This window comes from Streptomyces sp. NPDC023157, assembly GCF_055560575.1.
This window is the reverse complement of record NZ_JBVHIL010000001.1, coordinates 192,614-212,063: the sequence shown is the minus strand read 5'-3', so window position 1 is coordinate 212,063 and position 19,450 is coordinate 192,614. Positions and strand designations below refer to the sequence as shown.

The window sequence follows — 19,450 nt, the reverse complement described above, 5'->3', positions numbered from 1 at the left end:
CGGAGTACTACTGGTTGAAGGTGTCGCTCTTGACGTCGACCCACTTGCCGCCCTCGACCTTGTAGACCGTGAGCTGCTTGTTGGTGGTGTCGCCGAACTCGTCGAAGGAGACCTTGCCGGTCACACCGTCGAAGGAGACCTTGCCCAGGGCCTCGGTGACCTTGGCGCGGGCGTCGGTCGGCAGCTTGCCGTTGTTGGCGGCGACGGCGGCCTTGACGGCCTGGATGATCGCCCAGCCGGCGTCGTAGGAGTAGCCGCCGTAGGCCGCGTACGGGTCCTTGTAGCCGCCGGCGTTGTAGTCGGCGATGAACTTCTTGGCGGTGTCCAGCTTCTCGACCGGGTAACCGATCGAGGTGGCCAGGTCGCCGTCGTTGGCCTCGCCGGAGGCGCTGATGAACGCCGGGTCGTAGATGCCGTCGCCACCCATGACGGGGATCTTGGCGCCGGTCTTCTTGACCTGGTCGGAGAGCAGACCGCCCTCGGGGTACTGGCCGCCGAAGTAGACGGAGTCGGCGCCGGAGGCCTTGACCTTGTCGGCGGTGGAGGAGAAGTCGGTCTCCTTCACGGTGACGTGGTCGGTGCCGACGACCTGGCCGCCGAGACGCTTGAACTCGTCGGTGAAGATCGAGGCGAGGCCGGCGCCGTAGGTCTGCTTGTCGTCGACGACGAAGACCTTCTTCTTGCCGGCGTCCTTGAAGAGGTACTGGGCGGCGAACTTGCCCTGGACCACGTCGGTGGCGGCGGTACGGAAGTAGGTCGGGAAGGGGCGCTTGAACTCGCCCTTGCCCCAGTTGTCACCCTGGCTGAGCGAGGGGTTGGTGTTGGCCGGGGAGACCTGCGCGAGGCCGGCGGCGGCGAAGACACCCTGCATCTGCTGGGAGACGCCGGAGTTCAGCGGGCCGACGACGCCCACGACGTCCTTGTTGCCGACCAGCTTGGTGGCGTTGGCCTGGCCGGAGGCGGGGACGGCCTGGTCGTCCAGGGCCTCCACCTTGAAGGTGATCCCGGGGACTTCCTTGTTCTTGTTGGCGGTCTTGGCCGCCAGGTCCACGGAGTTCTTGATGCCCTGGCCCAGCGCGGAGAGCGAGCCCGTGAGCGGGGCGTCCACACCGATCACGACGGTGGTGGTGCCGCCGGCGTTGTCGCCGCCGCCCTTGCCCTCGTCGCGCGAACCGCAGGCGGTGAGGGTGAGCGCTCCCGTGGTGAGCACGCTGGTGAGGATGAGCAAAGAACGGTGTCGCACGAAAAATCCTTTCCCTGGCGCGGCCCCCTCAAGCTGAGGCGGTGCCGTGAAGCTGTGTAGCTAGAGGTGCCGTTTCGAAGCCGGGCCGTACGGGGTGGAGCGGGTGCCGTGCAGAGCGGGCGCCCGGCGGCGCGGTGACTGGCCGTGACTCTAGGCGCAGGTGGGGAAGGTCGGGGAGCGCCGAGGTCAGGATGTGACTGTCTTGTTATGCCGACGGGGGGAGACGGTGTGCGGGCGGTGGGCAAAGCCGGGCACAACGGTCGGTACCGCGGTGTTCACATGCTGAGAACGCCCAGTTCCGCTAAGGGGCTTGAGCGGTTTTGGCTCCTGACGACCGAGCCTGTCACCTCTCCGGATATCGGACACTCGCCTCGGTATCAGCGGACGCGCGGCCTGACCGGAGGGCTCCGCTCCGACATTTCTCCAGTGTTACGCAGTGTTACGAAGAGGAGGGTCTGAGTCCGCCGGTGGGTACTCTCTGTTCGCTGGGCGGACGCCAGTTCTCCGAACTTCCGGTCGCTCCCTTGGCCTCCTCGCAGCGCCGCCGGCTCTCCCGGTCGGCCAGTGCGAAGGCGGCGTCACGGCCCGCCCGCCGCTCCTCGGCACGCGCCGCGAGCAGGACCTCGTCATGGATCCCGTACTGCTCGTTGGACAGCCCCTTCTGCTCCCAGTCGAGCCCGGCCCACTTGCTGCCCTTGAGTGCTTCCTTCACCCAGTACGACACGAGGCTCGCGCACACGTCCGCGGGGGAGCTCGCGCGCGGCTCCGGGTCCGCGGGTGCCCGCTCACATCCGGTGGACAGGGCGAGGACACAGCCCGCCAGGGCCGCGGCGATGCCGGCGGTCACCCTGGTCGTGGTGCGCGTGGACCTCAACGGGAACCCCTCGTGTGTGAGTCGCCCGCCAGTGAAGCGCTTGCCGCGCCCGGGGGCAAGGGGCCCTGAGGTAAAGGGAGTTGGAAATGCGACGGGGCCCCGGGACGGAAGTCCGTCCCGGGGCCCCGGTGTGCCGCGCGTCAGGCGCCGGTGGTGCGTCCGGCCTCCGGCAGGTTCCCCGCGTCGTTCGGGCCGATCTCCTTGAGCATGCAGGTCAGCCGCGCCGAGCAGACCCGCTTGTCCTGCTCGTCGGTGATCACGATCTCGTACGTGGCGGTGGACCGGCCCCGGTGCACGGGCGTCGCGACGCCGGTCACCAGACCACTGCGCGCCCCGCGGTGGTGGGTGCAGTTCAGGTCCACGCCCACGGCGATCCGGGACACGCCGCCGTGCAGCATCGAGCCGATCGAGCCCAGCGTCTCGGCGAGCACCGCCGAGGCGCCGCCGTGCAGCAGACCGTACGGCTGGGTGTTGCCCTCCACCGGCATGGTGCCGACGACCCGGTCCGCCGAGGCCTCCAGGATCTGCACGCCCATCCGGTTCCCGAGGTGACCCGCCGAGAAGAGCGCGGGCAGGTCCACGCCGAGCGAGGCGTACTCGTCGATGACCTCCTGCGGGAACTTCACGTGCTGCTGCTCACCCATGGGTCCGGCTCCGTTCGTCTTCGTACGGCTGGTCTGCTGCGTCGTCCCGGGCCGCCCTGGTTTCCTGAGCTGCCTGAGCTGCCTGAGCAAACGCTTAGGTGAGGGTGATTGTGTCATGCACCCCGAAGGAAGAGACGGCAGAGGCGGTCTTCCGCGTACACGGGCTCATGACACGGGGTGAGCCGGTACGGGGCGACCTGTGCCAAGTAGAACTGGTCGGGCGCGGCCGGCGGCGCCTCCGCGCGGAACGGCTTGCCCCCGTCGCGGATCACGAGCTCGCCGCGCGCCCCGGACGCGTCGCGGTAGACGGCCCTGATCGCCCAGTCGCAGGTCTCGGTGCCGACCGTGGCCGCGATCCGCAGCCCGCCCGGCTCGCTGCCCCCGCCGAGATCGATCCGCCGCCGGTCGAAGTACCGCTGCCCCTGGTCGTCCCCCTCGTCGGTGATGACCGGGTTCGCGGCCGACCGGCGCAGATCGAAGTGGACGCCCGGATAGCTCGCCTCGCCCTGGGCGGGGTGCCGCAGCACGAAGCGGGCCGTGGAGGGGCGGCAGCGCAGGTCGACCGCCTCCATGCCGGTGACCGACAGCTGGGAGGTGCGGTCGCTGAAGAGGTTCAGCCGGAACTGGGTGGTGGGCCCGCTCCGAGGCGAGACGACGCCGTCCCGCCCCTCGTCCAGATGCGGGGTGGTGCCGATGACCCGCGCCCCGAGCGGCCCCAGGATCCGCCAGACGTTCCGGCCGTAGCCGGTGGCCTCGACCTCCACGGCCAGCACCGCGCGCTGCTCGGCGGGGGTGAGCGTCCGGTCGAGGACGATCGTCCAGTCGTCGCCGTCGAGCGCCGAGAGATCGGCGTCCGCCGTGGCGGTGAACGGGGCCTTCTCGTCGTTCAGCCGGTCCTGGGCGGCGTCCTCGGCCCGGGCCCGGTCGGTGGCGAAGACGGTGTCGTAGACGTAGGTGACGACCTGGCTGAGCAGCGCGGTCGCCACCAGCCCCGCGGCGATCACCAGCAGCCCCCGGACCAGCACCCGCAACCGGCCCCGCCGCGACGACGGCACCGGACTTCCCGGCGCGATCCGCTCCAGGGCGAGGGCACTGAGGGAGGGGGCGGGCGGCTCGGGCGGGGGCGGGGCGGGTAAGGCGGGTGGGGCGGGGACGGTGGGCGGATGCGGGGGAGGGGGCGGGACCACCGGGGGTGCGGGAGCCGGCGGGCTCTGCGGTACGGGAGGGCTCAGCGGTACGGGCTGGCTCTGCGGCGCCGGCGGGCCTTGCGGCACCGGGGGTTGCGGCGGGCTCGGTGCGGGTGGGGACTGTGCGGGCGGGTGCTGCTCCGGCGGGTGTCCGCCGGAGGGAGGAGTGGACAACAGGACCCCCGTGGCGTCCTCGGCCGTCGGCCGGCTGCCGCGGCGCGGGAGTGGAGGATACAGAATCCCCGCTCCTCCCGCGCAGCACGTAACCGGTCAGTCACCCGCCGGTGCGACCAGCCGTACGATCACGGACTTGCTCGCCGGGGTGTTGCTGATGTCCGCCGTGGACTCCAGCGGCACCAGCACGTTCGTCTCCGGGTAGTACGCGGCCGCGCAGCCGCGGGTCGTCGGATAGTGGACCACCCGGAAGCCGGGCGCCCGGCGCTCGCTGCCGTCCGTCCACTCGCTCACCAGGTCCGCGTACGTCCCGTCCGCGAAGCCCAGCGCCGCCGCGTCCTCCGGGTGCACCATGACCACCCGGCGGCCGCCCGTGATGCCCCGGTAGCGGTCGTCGAGACCGTAGATCGTGGTGTTGTACTGGTCGTGCGAGCGCAGCGTCTGCAGCAGCAGCCGGCCCTCCGGCACCTTCGGGTACTCGACCGGCGCGGCCGTGAAGTTGGCCTTGCCGGTCGCCGTCGGGAAGCGCCGCTCGTCGCGCGGGGCGTGCGGCAGGGCGAAGCCGCCCGGGTTGGCCGCCAGGCGCGCGTTGAAGTCCTCGAAGCCCGGGATCACGCGGGCGATGCGGTCCCGGATCGTCGCGTAGTCCGCCTCGAACGCCTCCCACGGCGTGGCCGAGCCCTCGCCGAGGACGGCCCGCGCCAGCCGGGCCACGATCGCCGGCTCGGAGAGCAGCCGCGGGCCCGCCGGCGGCAGGTTGCCGCGCGAGGCGTGCACCAGGCCCATCGAGTCCTCGACCGTGACGAACTGCTTGCCGCTCTTCTGCACGTCCTTGTCGGTGCGCCCCAGCGTCGGCAGGATCAGCGCGCGCGTGCCGGTCACCGCGTGCGAGCGGTTCAGCTTCGTCGACACGTGCACCGTCAGGCGGGCCTTGCGCATCGCCGCCTCGGTGACCTCGGTGTCCGGGGTGGCGCCCACGAAGTTGCCGCCCATGGCGAAGAACACCTTCGCCTCGCCGTCCCGCAGCGCCTCGATCGAGCGGACCACGTCGAAGCCGTGGTGGCGCGGCGAGACGATCCCGAACTCCTTGTCCAGGGCGTCGAGGAAGGCCGTCGAGGGGCGCTCGAAGATCCCCATCGTCCGGTCGCCCTGCACGTTGGAGTGACCGCGCACCGGGCACACGCCGGCGCCCGGCCGGCCGATGTTGCCGCGCAGCAGCAGGAAGTTGACCACCTCGCGGATGGTCGGCACGGAGTGCTTGTGCTGGGTGAGCCCCATCGCCCAGCAGACGATGGTCCGCTCCGAGGCGAGCACCATCTCCAGGGCCCGCTCGATCTCCGCCCGGGACAGGCCGGTCGCCGCCAGCGTCTCGTCCCAGTCGGCGCCTCGCGCGACGGCGGCGAACTCCTCGTACCCATGGGTGTGCGCGGCGACGAACTCCTCGTCCACGGCGCCCGGCGTCTCCAGGACCAGTTTGTTGAGCAGCCGGAACAGTGCCTGGTCGCCGCCGATGCGGATCTGCAGGAAGAGATCCGTGAGCGCGGCGCCCTTGAGCATGCCCTGCGGCGTCTGCGGGTTCTTGAAGCGCTCCAGGCCCGCCTCCGGCAGCGGGTTCACCGAGATGATCCGCGCGCCGGCGGCCTTCGCCTTCTCCAGGGCCGACAGCATCCGCGGATGGTTCGTCCCCGGGTTCTGCCCCGCGACCACGATCAGGTCCGCCCGGTGCAGGTCCTCCAGGGAGACGCTGCCCTTGCCGATCCCGATCGTCTCGTTGAGCGCCGAGCCCGAGGACTCGTGGCACATGTTGGAGCAGTCAGGCAGGTTGTTGGTGCCGAACTCGCGGGCGAACAGCTGGAGCAGGAACGCGGCCTCGTTGCTCGTGCGCCCCGAGGTGTAGAACAGCGCCTCGTCGGGGGAGGAGAGCGCGGTCAGCTCCTCCCCGAGGATCGCGAAGGCCCGCTCCCAGGACACCGCCTCGTACCGGTCGGCCCCCTCCGCCAGGTACATGGGGTCCGTGATCCGGCCCTGCTGGCCCAGCCAGTACCCACTGCGGGCCGCCAGGTCCGCCACCGGATGCGCGGCGAAGAACTCCGGGGTCACCCGGCGCAGCGTCGCCTCCTCGGCGACCGCCTTCGCCCCGTTCTCGCAGAACTCCGCGACGTGCCGCTTGTCGCCCTCGGGCCAGGCGCAGCCCGGACAGTCGAAGCCGTCCTTCTGGTTGACCTTGAGCAGGGTCTGCGCGGTGCGCCGCACACCCATCTGCGCCTGCGCGATCCGCAGCGTGTGCGCGACGGCGGGCAGACCGGCCGCGGCGTGCTGCGGCGCCGCGACCTGCGGCGCGTCCTGGACCGGATCGCCGGCGGGCGGCTTGCTGACCATCGCGCTCTCCCTTGAGCGGTGGGCCCCCGGACGGGTCCGGGGGACGACTCTCGTACGTCTCCGATCCTGTCACGCCCCACCGACAGGCGCCCAGGCCCGGTCGGGCCACCGAGCGGTGGACGGGAATGTCGGTGGCGCGTGGCAGGATCGTCCCGTGGCCGAGACAGCAGCGAAGAAGACCGATATGACCGAAGAGAACCGTCCGCGCCTGCTCCTCATGGACGGGCACTCCCTGGCGTACCGGGCGTTCTTCGCGCTGCCCGCGGAGAACTTCACCACCGCGACCGGGCAGCCGACCAACGCGATCTACGGATTCGCGTCCATGCTCGCGAACACGCTCCGCGACGAGGCGCCCACGCACTTCGCCGTCGCCTTCGACGTGTCCCGCAAGACCTGGCGCTCGGACGAGTTCCCCGAGTACAAGGCGAACCGCTCCAAGACCCCCGACGAGTTCAAGGGGCAGGTCGAGCTGATCGGCGAGCTCCTCGACGCCATGCACGCGCCCCGCTTCGCTGTCGAGGGCTTCGAGGCGGACGACGTCATCGCGACCCTCGCCACCCAGGCCGAGGCGGCCGGCTTCGAGGTCCTGATCGTCACCGGCGACCGGGACTCCTTCCAGCTGGTCACCGACCACACCACCGTGCTCTACCCGACCAAGGGCGTCTCCGAGCTGACCCGCTTCACCCCGGAGAAGGTCCAGGAGAAGTACGGACTCACCCCCGACCAGTACCCGGACTTCGCCGCCCTGCGCGGCGACCCGTCGGACAACCTCCCCGGCATCCCCGGCGTCGGCGAGAAGACCGCCGCCAAGTGGATCAACCAGTTCGGCTCCTTCGCCGAGCTCGTGGAGCGCGCCGACGAGGTCAAGGGCAAGGCCGGACAGAACTTCCGCGACCACCTGGAGTCGGTGAAGCTCAACCGCCGCCTCACCGAGATGGTGCGTGACGTGGAGCTGCCCAAGGGCGTCCAGGACCTGGCCCGCGAGCCGTACGACCGCACGGCCGTCGCCCTCGTCCTCGACACCCTGGAGATCCGCAACCCCTCGCTGCGCGAGCGGCTCCTCGCCGTCGACCCCGGCTCCGCCGAGGAGGCCGCCCCGGCCCCCGCCGCCGGCGTCGAGCTCGACTTCACCGTCCTCGGCTCCGGCGAGCTCGCCGGCTGGCTCGACGGGCACGGTGCCCAGCCGCTCGGTGTCGCCACCGTCGACAGCTGGGCGCTCGGCACCGGCAGCGTCGCCGAGGTCGCCCTCGCGGCGGCCGACGGCGCCGCCGCCTGGTTCGACCCGTCGCAGCTCGACGAGGCCGACGAGCGCGCGTGGGCCGCGTGGATCGCCGACCCGGAGCGGCCCAAGGTCCTGCACAACGCCAAGGGCGCCCTGCGGGTCTTCCCCGAGCACGGCTGGAGCCTCGCGGGCATCACCATGGACACCGCGCTCGCCGCCTACCTGGTCAAGCCGGGCCGCCGCTCCTTCGCCCTGGACGCGCTCTCCGTCGAGTACCTGGGCCGCGAGCTCGCCCCCGCGGCCGCCGCCGACGGCCAGCTCGCCTTCGGCGCCGAGGACACCGCCGAGGCCGAGGCCCTGATGAGCCAGGCCCGTGCCGTCCTCGACCTCGGCGCCGCCTTCGACGAGCGGCTCGCCGAGGTCGGCGCGCGGGAGCTCCTGCACGACGTCGAGCTGCCCACGTCCGTCCTCCTCGCCCGCCTGGAGCGGCACGGCATCGCCGCCGACCGGGACCACCTGGAGGCCCTGGAGCTGCAGTTCGCGGGCGCCGTGCAGCAGGCCGTGAAGGAGGCGCACGCCTCCGTCGGCCACGAGTTCAACCTCGGCTCGCCCAAGCAGCTCCAGGAGGTCTTCTTCGGCGAACTCAACCTGCCGAAGACGAAGAAGACCAAGACCGGCTACACCACGGACGCCGACGCCCTCGCCTGGCTCGCCGGCCAGACCGAGCACGAGCTCCCGGTGATCATGCTCCGCCACCGCGAGCAGGCCCGGCTGCGCTCGACCGTCGAAGGCCTGATCAAGACCGTCGCGGCCGACGGCCGGATCCACACCACCTTCAGCCAGACCGTCGCCGCCACCGGCCGTCTCTCCTCCACCGACCCCAACCTGCAGAACGTGCCGGTGCGCACCGACGAGGGCCGCGCCATCCGGCACGGCTTCGTCGTCGGCGAGGGCTTCGAGGCCCTGATGACCGCCGACTACAGCCAGATCGAGCTGCGCGTGATGGCCCACCTCTCCGAGGACGAGGGCCTGCTCGAGGCCTTCGCCTCCGGCGAGGACCTGCACACCACGGTTGCCTCGCAGGTCTTCGGCGTCGAGCGGTCCGCCGTCGACGCGGAGATGCGCCGCAAGATCAAGGCCATGTCGTACGGTCTGGCCTACGGCCTGTCCGCCTTCGGCCTCTCCCAGCAGCTGGGCATCGACCCGGGCGAGGCCCGCGGCCTGATGGACACCTACTTCGAGCGCTTCGGCGGCGTCCGCGACTACCTGCGCCGGGTCGTCGACGAGGCCCGCGCCACTGGCTACACGGAGACGATGCTGGGCCGTCGCCGCTACCTCCCGGACCTCAACAGCGACAACCGCCAGCGCCGTGAGGCGGCCGAGCGGATGGCGCTGAACGCCCCCATCCAGGGCACCGCGGCGGACATCGTGAAGGTCGCCATGCTCGACGTGGACCGCGCCCTCACGGAGTCGGGCCTCGCGTCCCGGATGCTCCTCCAGGTCCACGACGAAATCGTCCTGGAGCTCGCCCCCGGCGAGCGCGACCGGGTCGAGGCCCTGGTCCGCGAGCAGATGTCCCAGGCCGTCGACCTGCGCGCCCCGCTGGACGTCTCGGTCGGCGTCGGACCGGACTGGGACTCCGCCGCCCACTGACGGCACGGACGGTACGGGACCGGGCGGTCGGCCGAGGAGGCCGGCCGCCCGGTCCCGTGTTCCGACACGTGCCCGGGCCAGGCGGGCTTGGGCACGTACCGGGAGCGCATGAACCGGGTGCCGCGCGAGGCCGGGGCCACCGGCACCCTCCTGGGCCACGACCAGTACGGGGGACTCACCCGCACCACCGCCCGAGACCAGCTCACCCCGCTCGCCGCCGTCGCCCGGCGCCCGGCGCCCTCGCCGTGCACCGCCGGCTCGGTGGCGGAACGACGGCCGACTGCCGCTTCACCGCCCAGGCGAGGGGTCAGCGAGTTCCCGGACGGGAGCGCTCCGGCGCACGACCCGACACGCTTGCCGGGGCGCCCGGACCCGCTTCCGGGAGGCGCTGGACCCGGGCATCCGGCCCGGCTTCCGACAGGACTTCCAGCCGCGCCTCCGGTCCGGCTGCCGGTCCGGCCTCCGGTCGGCGGGGTGGCCACAGCCGCGTCCCCGCCCCGTACAGCACCAGACCGAGCGCCAGCCCCGAACCCGCCCCGAAGCAGAGCGTCGGGATGATGTCGAGGGGCTTGTCGACCCGTCCCCAGTACGCGTAGAAGCGCACCACCCGATGGGCCGTGGCGGCCAGGACGCACGCTCCGATCACGGTGGCCGCGAGGAGCCGCCCGCGCCTGTCGAGGACCGGGACCCCGGCGGGCGGCTCGGCTCCGGCCGGGGTGGCGCGCAGTGCCCGTACGGTGAACCAGCCGAGCAGGACCAGCGCCAGCGCCGAACCCCCGTACTGCGCGTATAGATAGACGGGGAAGCCGCCGACGATCTCGCCCAGGAACGGGATCAGCCGGGTGCCCCAGCGGTCGAGGTGGGTGAACGCGTCCCACACCACGTGGGTCGTCGCCCCCAGCACCGCCGAGAGGACGAACCAGAGGACGAGCCCGGCGGGCCGCCGGTCCCGCCACGGGCGGCCCCGGACGAACCCGTACACCCGGCCGCTCCACCGGCGTGGGAGCAGCCCCAGCAGTGGCTCACGCACCATCAGCCACAGGGCCACCAGCGCCGCCGTGATCAGGACGTCGACCGTGACGACCCCGAGCAGGGAGTGGGTGACGTTCCCGAATCGCATCGCGCCCGGGATCGCGGTCGCCGCGAAGTAGGTCAGGTCGGGGGAGAAGGAGCCCGCGACGAGCGCCGAGGCCACCAGGGGCCCGCGCGCTCTGCCGTCGCTCCGGATGCCCGGCAGGACGGCGGCGGCATGGCTCAGTGTGAACGGCACCGGGATCCCCTCGTGTGGTGTCCGGCCCAGTATGCAAGAGCGGCCGGTGTCGAAAGCGGCGACGGCCAAGTGGTGACGAAACCGTGAAACACGGTCAGGGCCCGGTGCCGCCGCGCCGGGAGTTGGCATAGGGTCACGTGGTCAGATCTCGCGCGGGGAGCGCGATGGCGGTGAACGGGGAGGGACCACACGTATGGCATCGCACTTGGGGCGTCGGCTGCGCAGGGGAGCCACCAGCGGTGCGGTGGTGGCCGCGGCTGTCGCGGCACTGGCCGCCTCGCAGGCACCGGACATGGCGCCGCCGCCCTCGGACAACGCGAGCGGTGACCTGCCCGCCGGTGCCGAGGACACGGCGACGCCCCCGGGCGGCTCGGCCTCCGGCAACTCGCCGTACTACACCGACCTGCCGCCGCTGAACACCCCGAACAAGCCCGGCGCGACCACCAATCTGCCGGTCATCACCGGCCCCGCCGAGGCCGGTATACCCGCGTCCGTCCTCGCCGCGTACAAGCGCGCCGAGCAGTCGATCCGGTCGACCGACCCCAACTGCAACCTGCCGTGGCAGCTGCTCGCGGGCATCGGCAAGGTCGAGTCGGGGCAGGCGCGCGGCGGCAAGGTCGACGCCAACGGCACCACCCTCTCGCCCATCCTCGGCCCGGTCCTCAACGGTGTCGGCTTCGCCAACATCTCGGACACGGACAAGGGTGCCTACGACGGTGACACCACGCACGACCGCGCGATAGGTCCGATGCAGTTCATCCCGTCCACCTGGGCCACTTGGGGCCAGGACGCCAACGGCGACGGGAAGAAGGACCCCAGCAACATCTACGACGCGGCCCAGGCCGCCGGCATGTACCTCTGCGCCAACGACCGCAACCTCGCGGTCAAGGCCGACCTGGACCGGGCCGTCCTCAGCTACAACCACTCCCGGGAGTACCTGAACACGGTCCTCTCCTGGTTCGAGTACTACAAGCGCGGCACCCACCAGGTGCCCGACGGCACCGGTGTGCTGCCCGGCGGCCGCAGCGACGACCGCGTCACCCCGCCCGGCGGGAAGACCCCGCCGCCGAAGACGCCGGTCACGAAGCCGCCCACGCCGAAGCCGACCCCGTCGAAGCCCGTCCCGCCGAAGCCGCCCACGCCGCCCACCCCCGCTCCGGCGACCAAGGTGGTACGGATCAAGGACGCCTCCACCGGCACGCTGACCGCCACCGCCGGCGGCACCTTCGCCACCCGCCCCACGGTCGTGGCGCTCGACGCGGCGGGCAAGCCGGTCGCCGGCGTCCAGGTGCGCTTCCAGATCACCGGTGACACCGACGCCCGCTTCGGCATCGGCGCCCGCGAGATCACCGCCACCACGGCGGCCAACGGCAAGGCCGTCGCCCCGAACCTCAAGGCGGGCGAGCGGACCGGCCGCTTCACCGTCGCCGCCACGGTCGTGGGCAAGACCCTGAGCGCCGTCTCCTTCTCCGCGACCGTCACCGAGCGGGGCGCCGACACGCTCACCCGTCTCGACGCCAAGGAGCTCGCGGCCACCACCGGCGGCGAGTTCGCCGACCAGGTGCAGGTCAAGGCCACCGACGGCGGGGCCATCGCCTCCGGCGTCGCCCTCACCGCCACCTTCATCACCTCGGCGGACAACCCGCAGACCGCCACCGAGGGGCCCTACTTCAAGGACGCGGACGGCACCGCCCTCCACACCCTCACGGGCCTGAAGACGAACGCCGACGGGGTGCTCACCCTGCCGAAGATCTACGCGGACGGGAAGGCCGGCACCTACCTGCTGCGCCTGACCGCGCCCGGCGGCGGCACGCTGACCGTCACCCTGAAGGTCACCGAGCCGGCCCCCGAGCCGACTCCCACGCCGACCCCGACCCCGACGCCTTCCCCGTCGCAGTCCTCGGGCGCCCCGGAGGCCACGCCGACCTCCTGATGCCCTCCCCGGCTCCGCCGCGCCGCCCCCGTGTCCCCACCGGACACGGGGGCGGCGTCCGTCGTTCTGAGTGCAACGTGTTCTCATCTCGCGATCGCGTTGCTACGGTTCCCCCGCCCTGACGACCTATCAGATCGAGCGCCGGGAGGCCGACCTTGCGCGCCCTAGTAGCCGCCGCCATCGGACTGGTCCCCGTCCTCCTGGTCATCCTGCTCTTCGCCCTGGTCGACATCCCGCCGGACGGGCCCACCTCGCCCAGCCCCCTGCTCACCTCCGTCCCCGGCCCCGAGAAGTAAGGGGGGACGCGCATGCGCCGCCGAGCCAGCCTCGTCCTGCTCGCCTTCGCCGTCTTCTTCGCCGCCATGGCACCCACCCTGCGCTGGTACGTCTTCCCCCGCGTGGTGAAGATCCCGTCGAACCAGTACCAGGTGACCGTCCTGGAGGCGAAGCCCGCGACCCTGCTCAACTACTCGACCTTCAAGGCCGAGAAGGTCGACAAGATCACGATCGTCCAGACCCTCAAGGGCAACGTCGAGGAGTCCCGGCGCATCGAACGCGACGCCGGACGCGACGTCGTCGTCTGGGACTCCCTCTCCTACGTCGCCGGACCCGACGGCAAGATGGTGTCCAAGATCCCCGAGCGCTACATCTTCGACGCCCACACCCAGGACCCCGTCAACGCCACCGGCGAGATGGTCGACGGCGACCCGGTCCGGCGCGCCGGCATCGAGTTCAAGTGGCCCTTCCTCGTCGAGAAGCGGGACTACCAGTACTTCGACGCCCAGACCCGCACCTCCGCCCCCATCCACTACAAGGGCACCCGCACCTTCCGCGGCATGGAGGTCTACTACTTCGAGCAGACCGTCCCCTGGACGCGGGTCCCCATGCCCAAGTCGATGCCCATCAAGGGCATCACCCCCGACCTCCTCGCCAAGACCGGCCTCACCCGCTGGTACACCACCCGGCGCATGTTCTGGATCGACCCCGTCACCGGCGCCCCCGTCAACGGCGAGGAGATCCACAAGGAGGAGCTCCGCAACGCCAAGGCCCTGATGGGCCAGGACACCATCACCGTCTTCGCGGGCCACGTGAAGATGCGCGAGGACTACGTCGAGAGCGTCGGCGAACTGGTCAAGTCCAACCGCCTGATGGTGCTGATGGTCGTCTCCTACCTCCCCTGGACCTTCACCGTCCTCGCCCTCCTCCTGCTCGCCCTCGCCCTCTGGCTCGAAGCCCGCTCCCGGCGCCCGGAACCGGACGCCCGGCCCGGCCCCGCCCCGGACCCCGTCACCGCTCCGGTCTGACCTCCCTCCGCTGCCGCGCGCTCGTGTGCCGGGTCGGCTCCGCCGCCGACGGGTCCTCCGGCCACGGGTGCTTGGGATACCGGCCCCGCAGCTCCGCCCGCACCGAGCGGTAGCCCTCCCGCCAGAACGAGGCCAGATCCGCCGTCACCGCCGCCGGCCGCCCCGCCGGGGACAGCAGATGCACCTGGACCGGGACCCCCGCCACCCGGGGCGTCTCGGCCAGTCCGAACATCTCCTGCAGCTTCACCGCGAGCACCGGCCGCTCCCCGCCGTACTCCACCCGGATCCGCGAACCGCTCGGCACCTCGATCCGCTCCGGCGCCAGCTCGTCGAGCCGCCCCGCCTCGCCCGACGCCCACGGCAGCAGCCGCTGGAGCCCTTGCCCGGCGTCGATCCGCCCCAGATCCGCCCGCCGCCGCGCCCGCGACAGGTCCGGCTCCAGCCACTCCTCCGCCCGCGCGAGCAGCGCCCCCTCCGACACGTCCGGCCACGGCTCGCCCACCTCCCGCCGCAGGAAGGCCAGCCGGCTCCGCAGCTCCGTCGCCCCCTGGCTCCACCGCAGCAGCGACAGGCCCTCCCGGGCCAGCCCGTCGAGCAGCGCCGCCCGCACCAGCGCGGGATCGGCACCGTCCCGCAGCGGGCGGACCGTCAGCTCCACCGCGCCGAGCCGCTCGACCGAGCGGGCCACCACGTCCCCGTCCTCCCAGTGGACCTCCTCGCCCGCCGCGAACAGATGCCCCGCGGCGCCCCGCGCCACCTCCTCGTCCACCACGGCGGCCAGCCGCACCCGGGCGGTCGCGCTCTGCGCCGTCCGGTCCGCCACCGCCACCGCCAGCCAGGCACTGGACCGCAGCCCCGAGCCCTCCGCGAGCCGGGCTCCCGTCCCCGACACCATCAGATACCCGCCCTGCTCCCGAGCCCTCGCCACCCGCTCGGGGAACGCCAACGCGGTCACGAGCCCCGCCGCCGCGTCCTCACCCGTGGCGCCGGTCGGGGCCGCGGTGCTGGAGGTGCCGGCATTCCCGGAGGTGCCGGATGCGCCGGATGTGCCCGCAGCGGTGGAGGTGCGTGCCGTGCTGGAAGAGCCCGCCACTCTGGAAGAGCCCCCCGCGCCCGCCCCGCCCCTCGTGGCCCCGGGCCGCCCGTCCGCCTCTTCCCCGGCCGAGCGCTCCAGGCGCCGCACCTCGGCCTTCCATCGTGCCCCGTACCCGTCGCCGCCCTTGCGTGCCGCCCGCCAGGCCGCCGCCAGGTCGTCCCCGTACTCCCGGGGCGGCTCCTCGCTCAGCAGGGCCACCACCTCCGCCGCCCGCCGGGCGCCCACCTCCCTCGCGCCGTCCAGCAGGGCCCGCCCCAGCCGGGGATGCACGCCGAGCCGGGACATCCGTACACCCCGGTCCGTGGCGCGCCCGTCCTCGTCCACGGCGCCGATCGCCGTGAGGACCGCGCGGGCCGCCGTCATCGCCCCGGCCGGCGGCGCGTCGAGCAGCGCCAGTCCGGATCCCGTCGGGTCGCCCCAGCAGGCCGCGCGCAGCGCGAAGTCCGCCAGGTCCGAGATCCTGATCTCGGGGGAGGGGAAACGCGCCCGGGCCCCGTCCTCCGCCTCCGCCCAGCAGCGGTAGACCACACCGGGAGCCTCACGCCCGGACCGGCCGGCCCGCTGGGTGGCCGCGGCCACCGACACCGGCACCGTCGCCAGGGAACCGAGTCCCCGCGCGTGGTCCATCCGCGGCTCCCGCGCCAGCCCGGAGTCCACCACGATCCGTACACCCGGCACCGTGAGGCTCGACTCCGCCACCGAGGTCGCCAGGACCACCCGGCGCCGCCCGCCCGGCTCGGCGCCCCGCAGCACCGAGTCCTGCACCGCGGCGGGCGCGCGGCCGTGCAGCTGGAGCACGTCCGCGTCCAGGTCCGCGAGCAGACCCGCCGTCCGGGCGATCTCCCCCGTGCCCGGCAGGAAACAGAGGACGTCCCCGTCGTGCCGCTCCAGCGCGCCCCGCACGGTCGCCGCCACGTGCCGCAGCAGCGCAGAGTCCACCCAGGTGCCGTGCGCCGGCCGGATCCCGGCGGGCGGGGCGGTGAAACGGACCGCGTACCCGTGCCCCTCGCCCTTGCCCCACACGATCGGCGCGGGTCCCCCGCCGTCGAGGACGGTCAGCAGCTGCGCCCAGGCCTCCGCGTCGCTCGTCGCCGACGCGGCGATCAGCTTCAGCTCCGGCCGCAGCGTCGCCCGCACGTCCACCAGGAACGCCATCGCCGTGTCCGCGTCCAGATGCCGCTCGTGGCACTCGTCGAGCAGCACCACGTCCACCCCGCCCAGCTCCGGATCCCGCTGGAGGCGCTGGAGCAGGACACCTGTGGTGACCACCTCGATCCGGGTCGCGGGCCCGGCCCGGCGCTCGCCGCGCACGGAGAAGCCGACCGACCCGCCGACCTCCTCGCCGAGCAGCCACGCCATCCGCCGGGCCGCCGCCCGCACCGCCATCCGGCGCGGCTCGGCCACCAGCACCCGCCGCCGGGGCCCGTCCCCTATGAGCCCCGCGAGGGCCAGCGGGACCAGGGTGGTCTTGCCGGTCCCGGGCGGGGCGTACAGCACCGCGACACCGCGCTCCTCGAGCGCGGTCAGCAGCTCGGGGACGGCGTGGCGGACGGGGAGCAGGTCGAGTGCGTCGTTTCGGATCACGCAGTCAGTCTCGTACGCCCCGCCGACAGGTGTGCGCGGTTGTCCACAGGCCCCACCTATTAATAGGACTATTGCCCGGCAGGTCAGGACCCGGGCCAGGGCCACGGCGTGGCCGGGCGGGGCCCGCCCGGACGGTCAGTCCTCCGCGCGCTCGCAGACGAAGATCGCCGTGCCCGGGATCAGGTTCCCCCGCAGCGGTGACCAGCCACCCCACTCCTGGCTGTTCCAGGCCGGCCACTCCGGCTCCACCAGGTCCACCAGCCGGAAACCGCCGGCCACCACGTCCCGCACCCGGTCGCCGATCGTGCGGTGGTGCTCGACGTAGACCGCACGCCCCCGCTCGTCCTGCTCCACGTACGGCGTCCGGTCGAAATAGGAGGCCGCGACCGACAGGCCCTCGGGCCCCGGCTCGTCCGGGAACGCCCAGCGGATCGGGTGCGTCACCGAGAACACCCACCGGCCGCCGGGCCGCAGCACCCGCCGGACCTCGCGGAAGACCCGTACCGGATCCGCCACGAACGGCACCGCCCCGTACGCCGAGCACGCCAGGTCGAAGGAGCCGTCGCGGAACGGCAGCGCCCCCGCGTCCGCCTCCACCAGCGGCACCTCGTCGCCGATCCGCAGCGCGTGCTGCAACTGCCGGTGCGAGAGGTCCAGGGCCACCGGCCGGGCCCCCCGCGCCGCCAGCCAGCGCGAGCACTGCGCCGCGCCCGCGCCGATCTCCAGGACGTCGAGGCCCTTCAGCGCGCCGGCCGGGCCGAGCAGCCCCGCCTCCTCCTCGTCGAGGCCCTCGGGGCCCCAGACGAACCGGTCGTCCCCGAGGAACGACCCGTGCTCGTTCTGGTACTCGTCGGCGTTCCGGTCCCACCAGCCCCGGCTCGCCCGACTGCTCTCCGCGTCCCCGGTCTCGCGCCGGGTGGCCTCCGGCTCGTCCTGGGGGCCGTCTTCCTGTCCGTACTCTTGGTTCATCTCGCCCGTCGATGTAGTTTGCGCTCAGTGCCGCGGCGCGACCCGGGCCAGGATGGCCTGGATGGACATGAGTTGTGCCGGGTTTGCGGCGATCCGCCCCGGGTGCGCGCTTCGCGCATTGACCCTGTCCGGCCGTCCCCGTATGCTAAAGGTTGCGTTGCGAGCCTGCGCGCCTCAGACGGAGCAGGTCGCGCTCGCATCTGTTGTATGTCCCCTCGGTTTTCGAGGTGCCGCCCGTTCTCGGGTCAGGCGCTTCTTTGGCTGGCCGGCTTCATCAGCTGCGATACGGGCTTTCGGCGTAGCAGTACCTACGACTTTCTGTCCGTAACCGGAGCCCTTTCCCACATGACGAGCAGCACCGAGACCACCGCCACCAGCACCACCCCGCAGGTTGCGGTCAACGACATCGGTAACGAGGAAGCCTTCCTCGCCGCGATCGACGAGACGATCAAGTACTTCAACGACGGCGACATCGTCGACGGCGTCATCGTGAAGGTCGACCGGGACGAGGTCCTGCTCGACATCGGTTACAAGACCGAAGGTGTCATCCCGAGCCGCGAGCTCTCGATCAAGCACGACGTCGACCCGAACGAGGTCGTCAAGGTCGGCGACGAGATCGAGGCCCTGGTTCTCCAGAAGGAGGACAAGGAAGGCCGCCTGATCCTCTCGAAGAAGCGTGCCCAGTACGAGCGCGCCTGGGGCACCATCGAGAAGATCAAGGAAGAGGACGGCATCGTCACCGGTACCGTCATCGAGGTCGTCAAGGGTGGTCTCATCCTCGACATCGGCCTCCGTGGCTTCCTGCCGGCGTCCCTCGTCGAGATGCGTCGCGTCCGCGACCTCCAGCCCTACGTGGGCAAGGAGCTCGAGGCGAAGATCATCGAGCTGGACAAGAACCGCAACAACGTGGTCCTGTCCCGCCGCGCCTGGCTCGAGCAGACCCAGTCCGAGGTCCGCCAGACCTTCCTCACGACCCTGCAGAAGGGTCAGGTCCGCTCCGGCGTCGTCTCCTCGATCGTCAACTTCGGTGCCTTCGTGGACCTGGGTGGCGTCGACGGCCTCGTGCACGTCTCCGAGCTGTCCTGGAAGCACATCGACCACCCCTCCGAGGTTGTCGAGGTCGGCCAGGAGGTCACCGTCGAGGTTCTCGACGTGGACATGGACCGCGAGCGTGTCTCCCTGTCGCTGAAGGCGACGCAGGAGGACCCGTGGCAGCAGTTCGCCCGCACGCACCAGATCGGCCAGGTCGTTCCCGGCAAGGTCACCAAGCTGGTTCCGTTCGGTGCGTTCGTCCGCGTGGACGAGGGCATCGAGGGTCTGGTCCACATCTCCGAGCTGGCCGAGCGCCACGTGGAGATCCCGGAGCAGGTCGTCCAGGTCAACGACGAGATCTTCGTCAAGGTCATCGACATCGACCTTGAGCGTCGCCGGATCTCGCTGTCGCTGAAGCAGGCCAACGAGTCCTTCGGTGCCGACCCGGCGTCGGTCGAGTTCGACCCGACCCTGTACGGCATGGCCGCGTCCTACGACGACCAGGGCAACTACATCTACCCCGAGGGCTTCGACCCCGAGACCAACGACTGGCTCGAGGGCTACGAGACCCAGCGCGAGGCCTGGGAGACCCAGTACGCCGAGGCGCAGCAGCGCTTCGAGCAGCACCAGGCTCAGGTCATCAAGTCCCGCGAGGCCGACGAGGCCGCCGCTGCCGAGGGTGGCGCCGCCGCTCCGGCCGGTGCCCCGGCGGGCGTCTCCGGTGGTTCGTACTCCTCGGAGTCGGACGACAACTCCGGCGCCCTGGCGTCGGACGAGGCCCTGGCTGCCCTGCGCGAGAAGCTGGCCGGCGGCCAGAGCTGAACAAGCTCTCCGCTGAGCTCCAGTAGCTAGCGTCGAGGCCCGCTCCCCTTCGGGGGAGCGGGCC

At 72.2% G+C, this 19,450-nt stretch carries 13 protein-coding genes; 5 read left to right on the top strand and 8 right to left on the bottom strand.

Annotated elements, in window-relative coordinates:
* Positions 1-7 precede the first annotated feature (7 nt).
* From ACZ3ZE_RS01010 to ACZ3ZE_RS00990, 5 genes are all read right to left on the bottom strand, one after another.
* Positions 8-1,243 carry a branched-chain amino acid ABC transporter substrate-binding protein gene (locus ACZ3ZE_RS01010; protein ID WP_361164245.1) on the bottom strand — a complete coding sequence of 412 codons (1,236 nt, stop codon included), beginning with the start codon at positions 1,241-1,243 and terminating at the stop codon, positions 8-10.
* Between the two features lie 439 nt (positions 1,244-1,682).
* Positions 1,683-2,117 carry a hypothetical protein gene (locus ACZ3ZE_RS01005; RefSeq protein ID WP_361164247.1) on the bottom strand — a complete coding sequence of 145 codons (435 nt, stop codon included), beginning with the start codon at positions 2,115-2,117 and terminating at the stop codon, positions 1,683-1,685.
* 140 nt (positions 2,118-2,257) lie between these two features.
* The gene (locus ACZ3ZE_RS01000; RefSeq protein ID WP_361164249.1) at positions 2,258-2,761 is read right to left on the bottom strand and encodes a PaaI family thioesterase; all 504 of its coding nucleotides are present in this window, start codon (positions 2,759-2,761) and stop codon (positions 2,258-2,260) included.
* Between the two features lie 113 nt (positions 2,762-2,874).
* Positions 2,875-3,816, bottom strand: a complete 942-nt coding sequence (locus ACZ3ZE_RS00995; RefSeq protein WP_467256939.1) for a hypothetical protein — start codon at positions 3,814-3,816, stop codon at positions 2,875-2,877.
* Between the two features lie 402 nt (positions 3,817-4,218).
* Positions 4,219-6,501, bottom strand: coding sequence for an FdhF/YdeP family oxidoreductase (locus ACZ3ZE_RS00990; RefSeq protein WP_467256937.1), 2,283 nt, complete (start codon positions 6,499-6,501; stop codon positions 4,219-4,221).
* A 154-nt stretch (positions 6,502-6,655) separates the two neighbouring features.
* Between ACZ3ZE_RS00990 and polA the strand changes: the two genes are divergently transcribed.
* Complete coding sequence (gene polA, locus ACZ3ZE_RS00985; RefSeq protein WP_442304640.1) at positions 6,656-9,376, top strand: DNA polymerase I; 2,721 nt, start codon at positions 6,656-6,658, stop codon at positions 9,374-9,376.
* A 307-nt stretch (positions 9,377-9,683) separates the two neighbouring features.
* Here polA and ACZ3ZE_RS00980 read toward each other — a convergent pair whose 3' ends face one another.
* Positions 9,684-10,646, bottom strand: coding sequence for a DUF4184 family protein (locus ACZ3ZE_RS00980; RefSeq protein WP_361164257.1), 963 nt, complete (start codon positions 10,644-10,646; stop codon positions 9,684-9,686).
* 193 nt (positions 10,647-10,839) lie between these two features.
* On the opposite strand from ACZ3ZE_RS00980, the gene ACZ3ZE_RS00975 reads away from it, so the two are divergent.
* The 3 genes from ACZ3ZE_RS00975 to pgfA all read left to right on the top strand — a co-directional run bounded on the left by ACZ3ZE_RS00975 (position 10,840) and on the right by pgfA (position 13,883).
* On the top strand, positions 10,840-12,579 hold the full coding sequence (locus ACZ3ZE_RS00975; RefSeq protein WP_363291126.1) for a lytic transglycosylase domain-containing protein: 1,740 nt from the start codon (positions 10,840-10,842) through the stop codon (positions 12,577-12,579).
* A 155-nt stretch (positions 12,580-12,734) separates the two neighbouring features.
* On the top strand, positions 12,735-12,875 hold the full coding sequence (locus tag ACZ3ZE_RS00970) for an SPW_0924 family protein (RefSeq protein WP_361164261.1): 141 nt from the start codon (positions 12,735-12,737) through the stop codon (positions 12,873-12,875).
* A gap of 12 nt (positions 12,876-12,887) precedes the next feature.
* Entirely contained in the window at positions 12,888-13,883 is a 996-nt protein-coding gene (gene pgfA / locus ACZ3ZE_RS00965) for a cell envelope lipid trafficking protein PgfA (RefSeq protein WP_361164263.1), read from the top strand.
* Here pgfA and ACZ3ZE_RS00960 read toward each other — a convergent pair.
* Positions 13,867-16,563: an ATP-dependent RNA helicase gene (locus ACZ3ZE_RS00960; protein ID WP_467256935.1), complete on the bottom strand. Its 2,697-nt coding sequence runs from the start codon at positions 16,561-16,563 to the stop codon at positions 13,867-13,869. The two genes, pgfA and ACZ3ZE_RS00960, sit on opposite strands and share 17 nt — an antisense overlap.
* A gap of 135 nt (positions 16,564-16,698) precedes the next feature.
* Positions 16,699-17,532, bottom strand: a complete 834-nt coding sequence (locus ACZ3ZE_RS00955) for a class I SAM-dependent methyltransferase (protein ID WP_361164269.1) — start codon at positions 17,530-17,532, stop codon at positions 16,699-16,701.
* A gap of 345 nt (positions 17,533-17,877) precedes the next feature.
* Between ACZ3ZE_RS00955 and rpsA the strand changes: the two genes are divergently transcribed.
* Complete coding sequence (rpsA, locus tag ACZ3ZE_RS00950) at positions 17,878-19,386, top strand: 30S ribosomal protein S1 (RefSeq protein WP_315890802.1); 1,509 nt, start codon at positions 17,878-17,880, stop codon at positions 19,384-19,386.
* Positions 19,387-19,450: the final 64 nt, after the last annotated feature.

Excerpts from the sequence above, each read along its gene's own strand:
- ACZ3ZE_RS01000 (WP_361164249.1), bottom strand. The coding sequence starts at position 2,761 with ATGGGTGAGCAGCAGCACGTGAAGTTCCCGCAGGAGGTCATCGACGAG.
- ACZ3ZE_RS00990 (WP_467256937.1), bottom strand. The coding sequence starts at position 6,501 with ATGGTCAGCAAGCCGCCCGCCGGCGATCCGGTCCAGGACGCGCCGCAG.
- ACZ3ZE_RS00975 (WP_363291126.1), top strand. The coding sequence starts at position 10,840 with ATGGCATCGCACTTGGGGCGTCGGCTGCGCAGGGGAGCCACCAGCGGT.
- pgfA (WP_361164263.1), top strand. The coding sequence starts at position 12,888 with ATGCGCCGCCGAGCCAGCCTCGTCCTGCTCGCCTTCGCCGTCTTCTTC.
- ACZ3ZE_RS00955 (WP_361164269.1), bottom strand. The coding sequence starts at position 17,532 with ATGAACCAAGAGTACGGACAGGAAGACGGCCCCCAGGACGAGCCGGAG.
- rpsA (WP_315890802.1), top strand. The coding sequence starts at position 17,878 with ATGACGAGCAGCACCGAGACCACCGCCACCAGCACCACCCCGCAGGTT.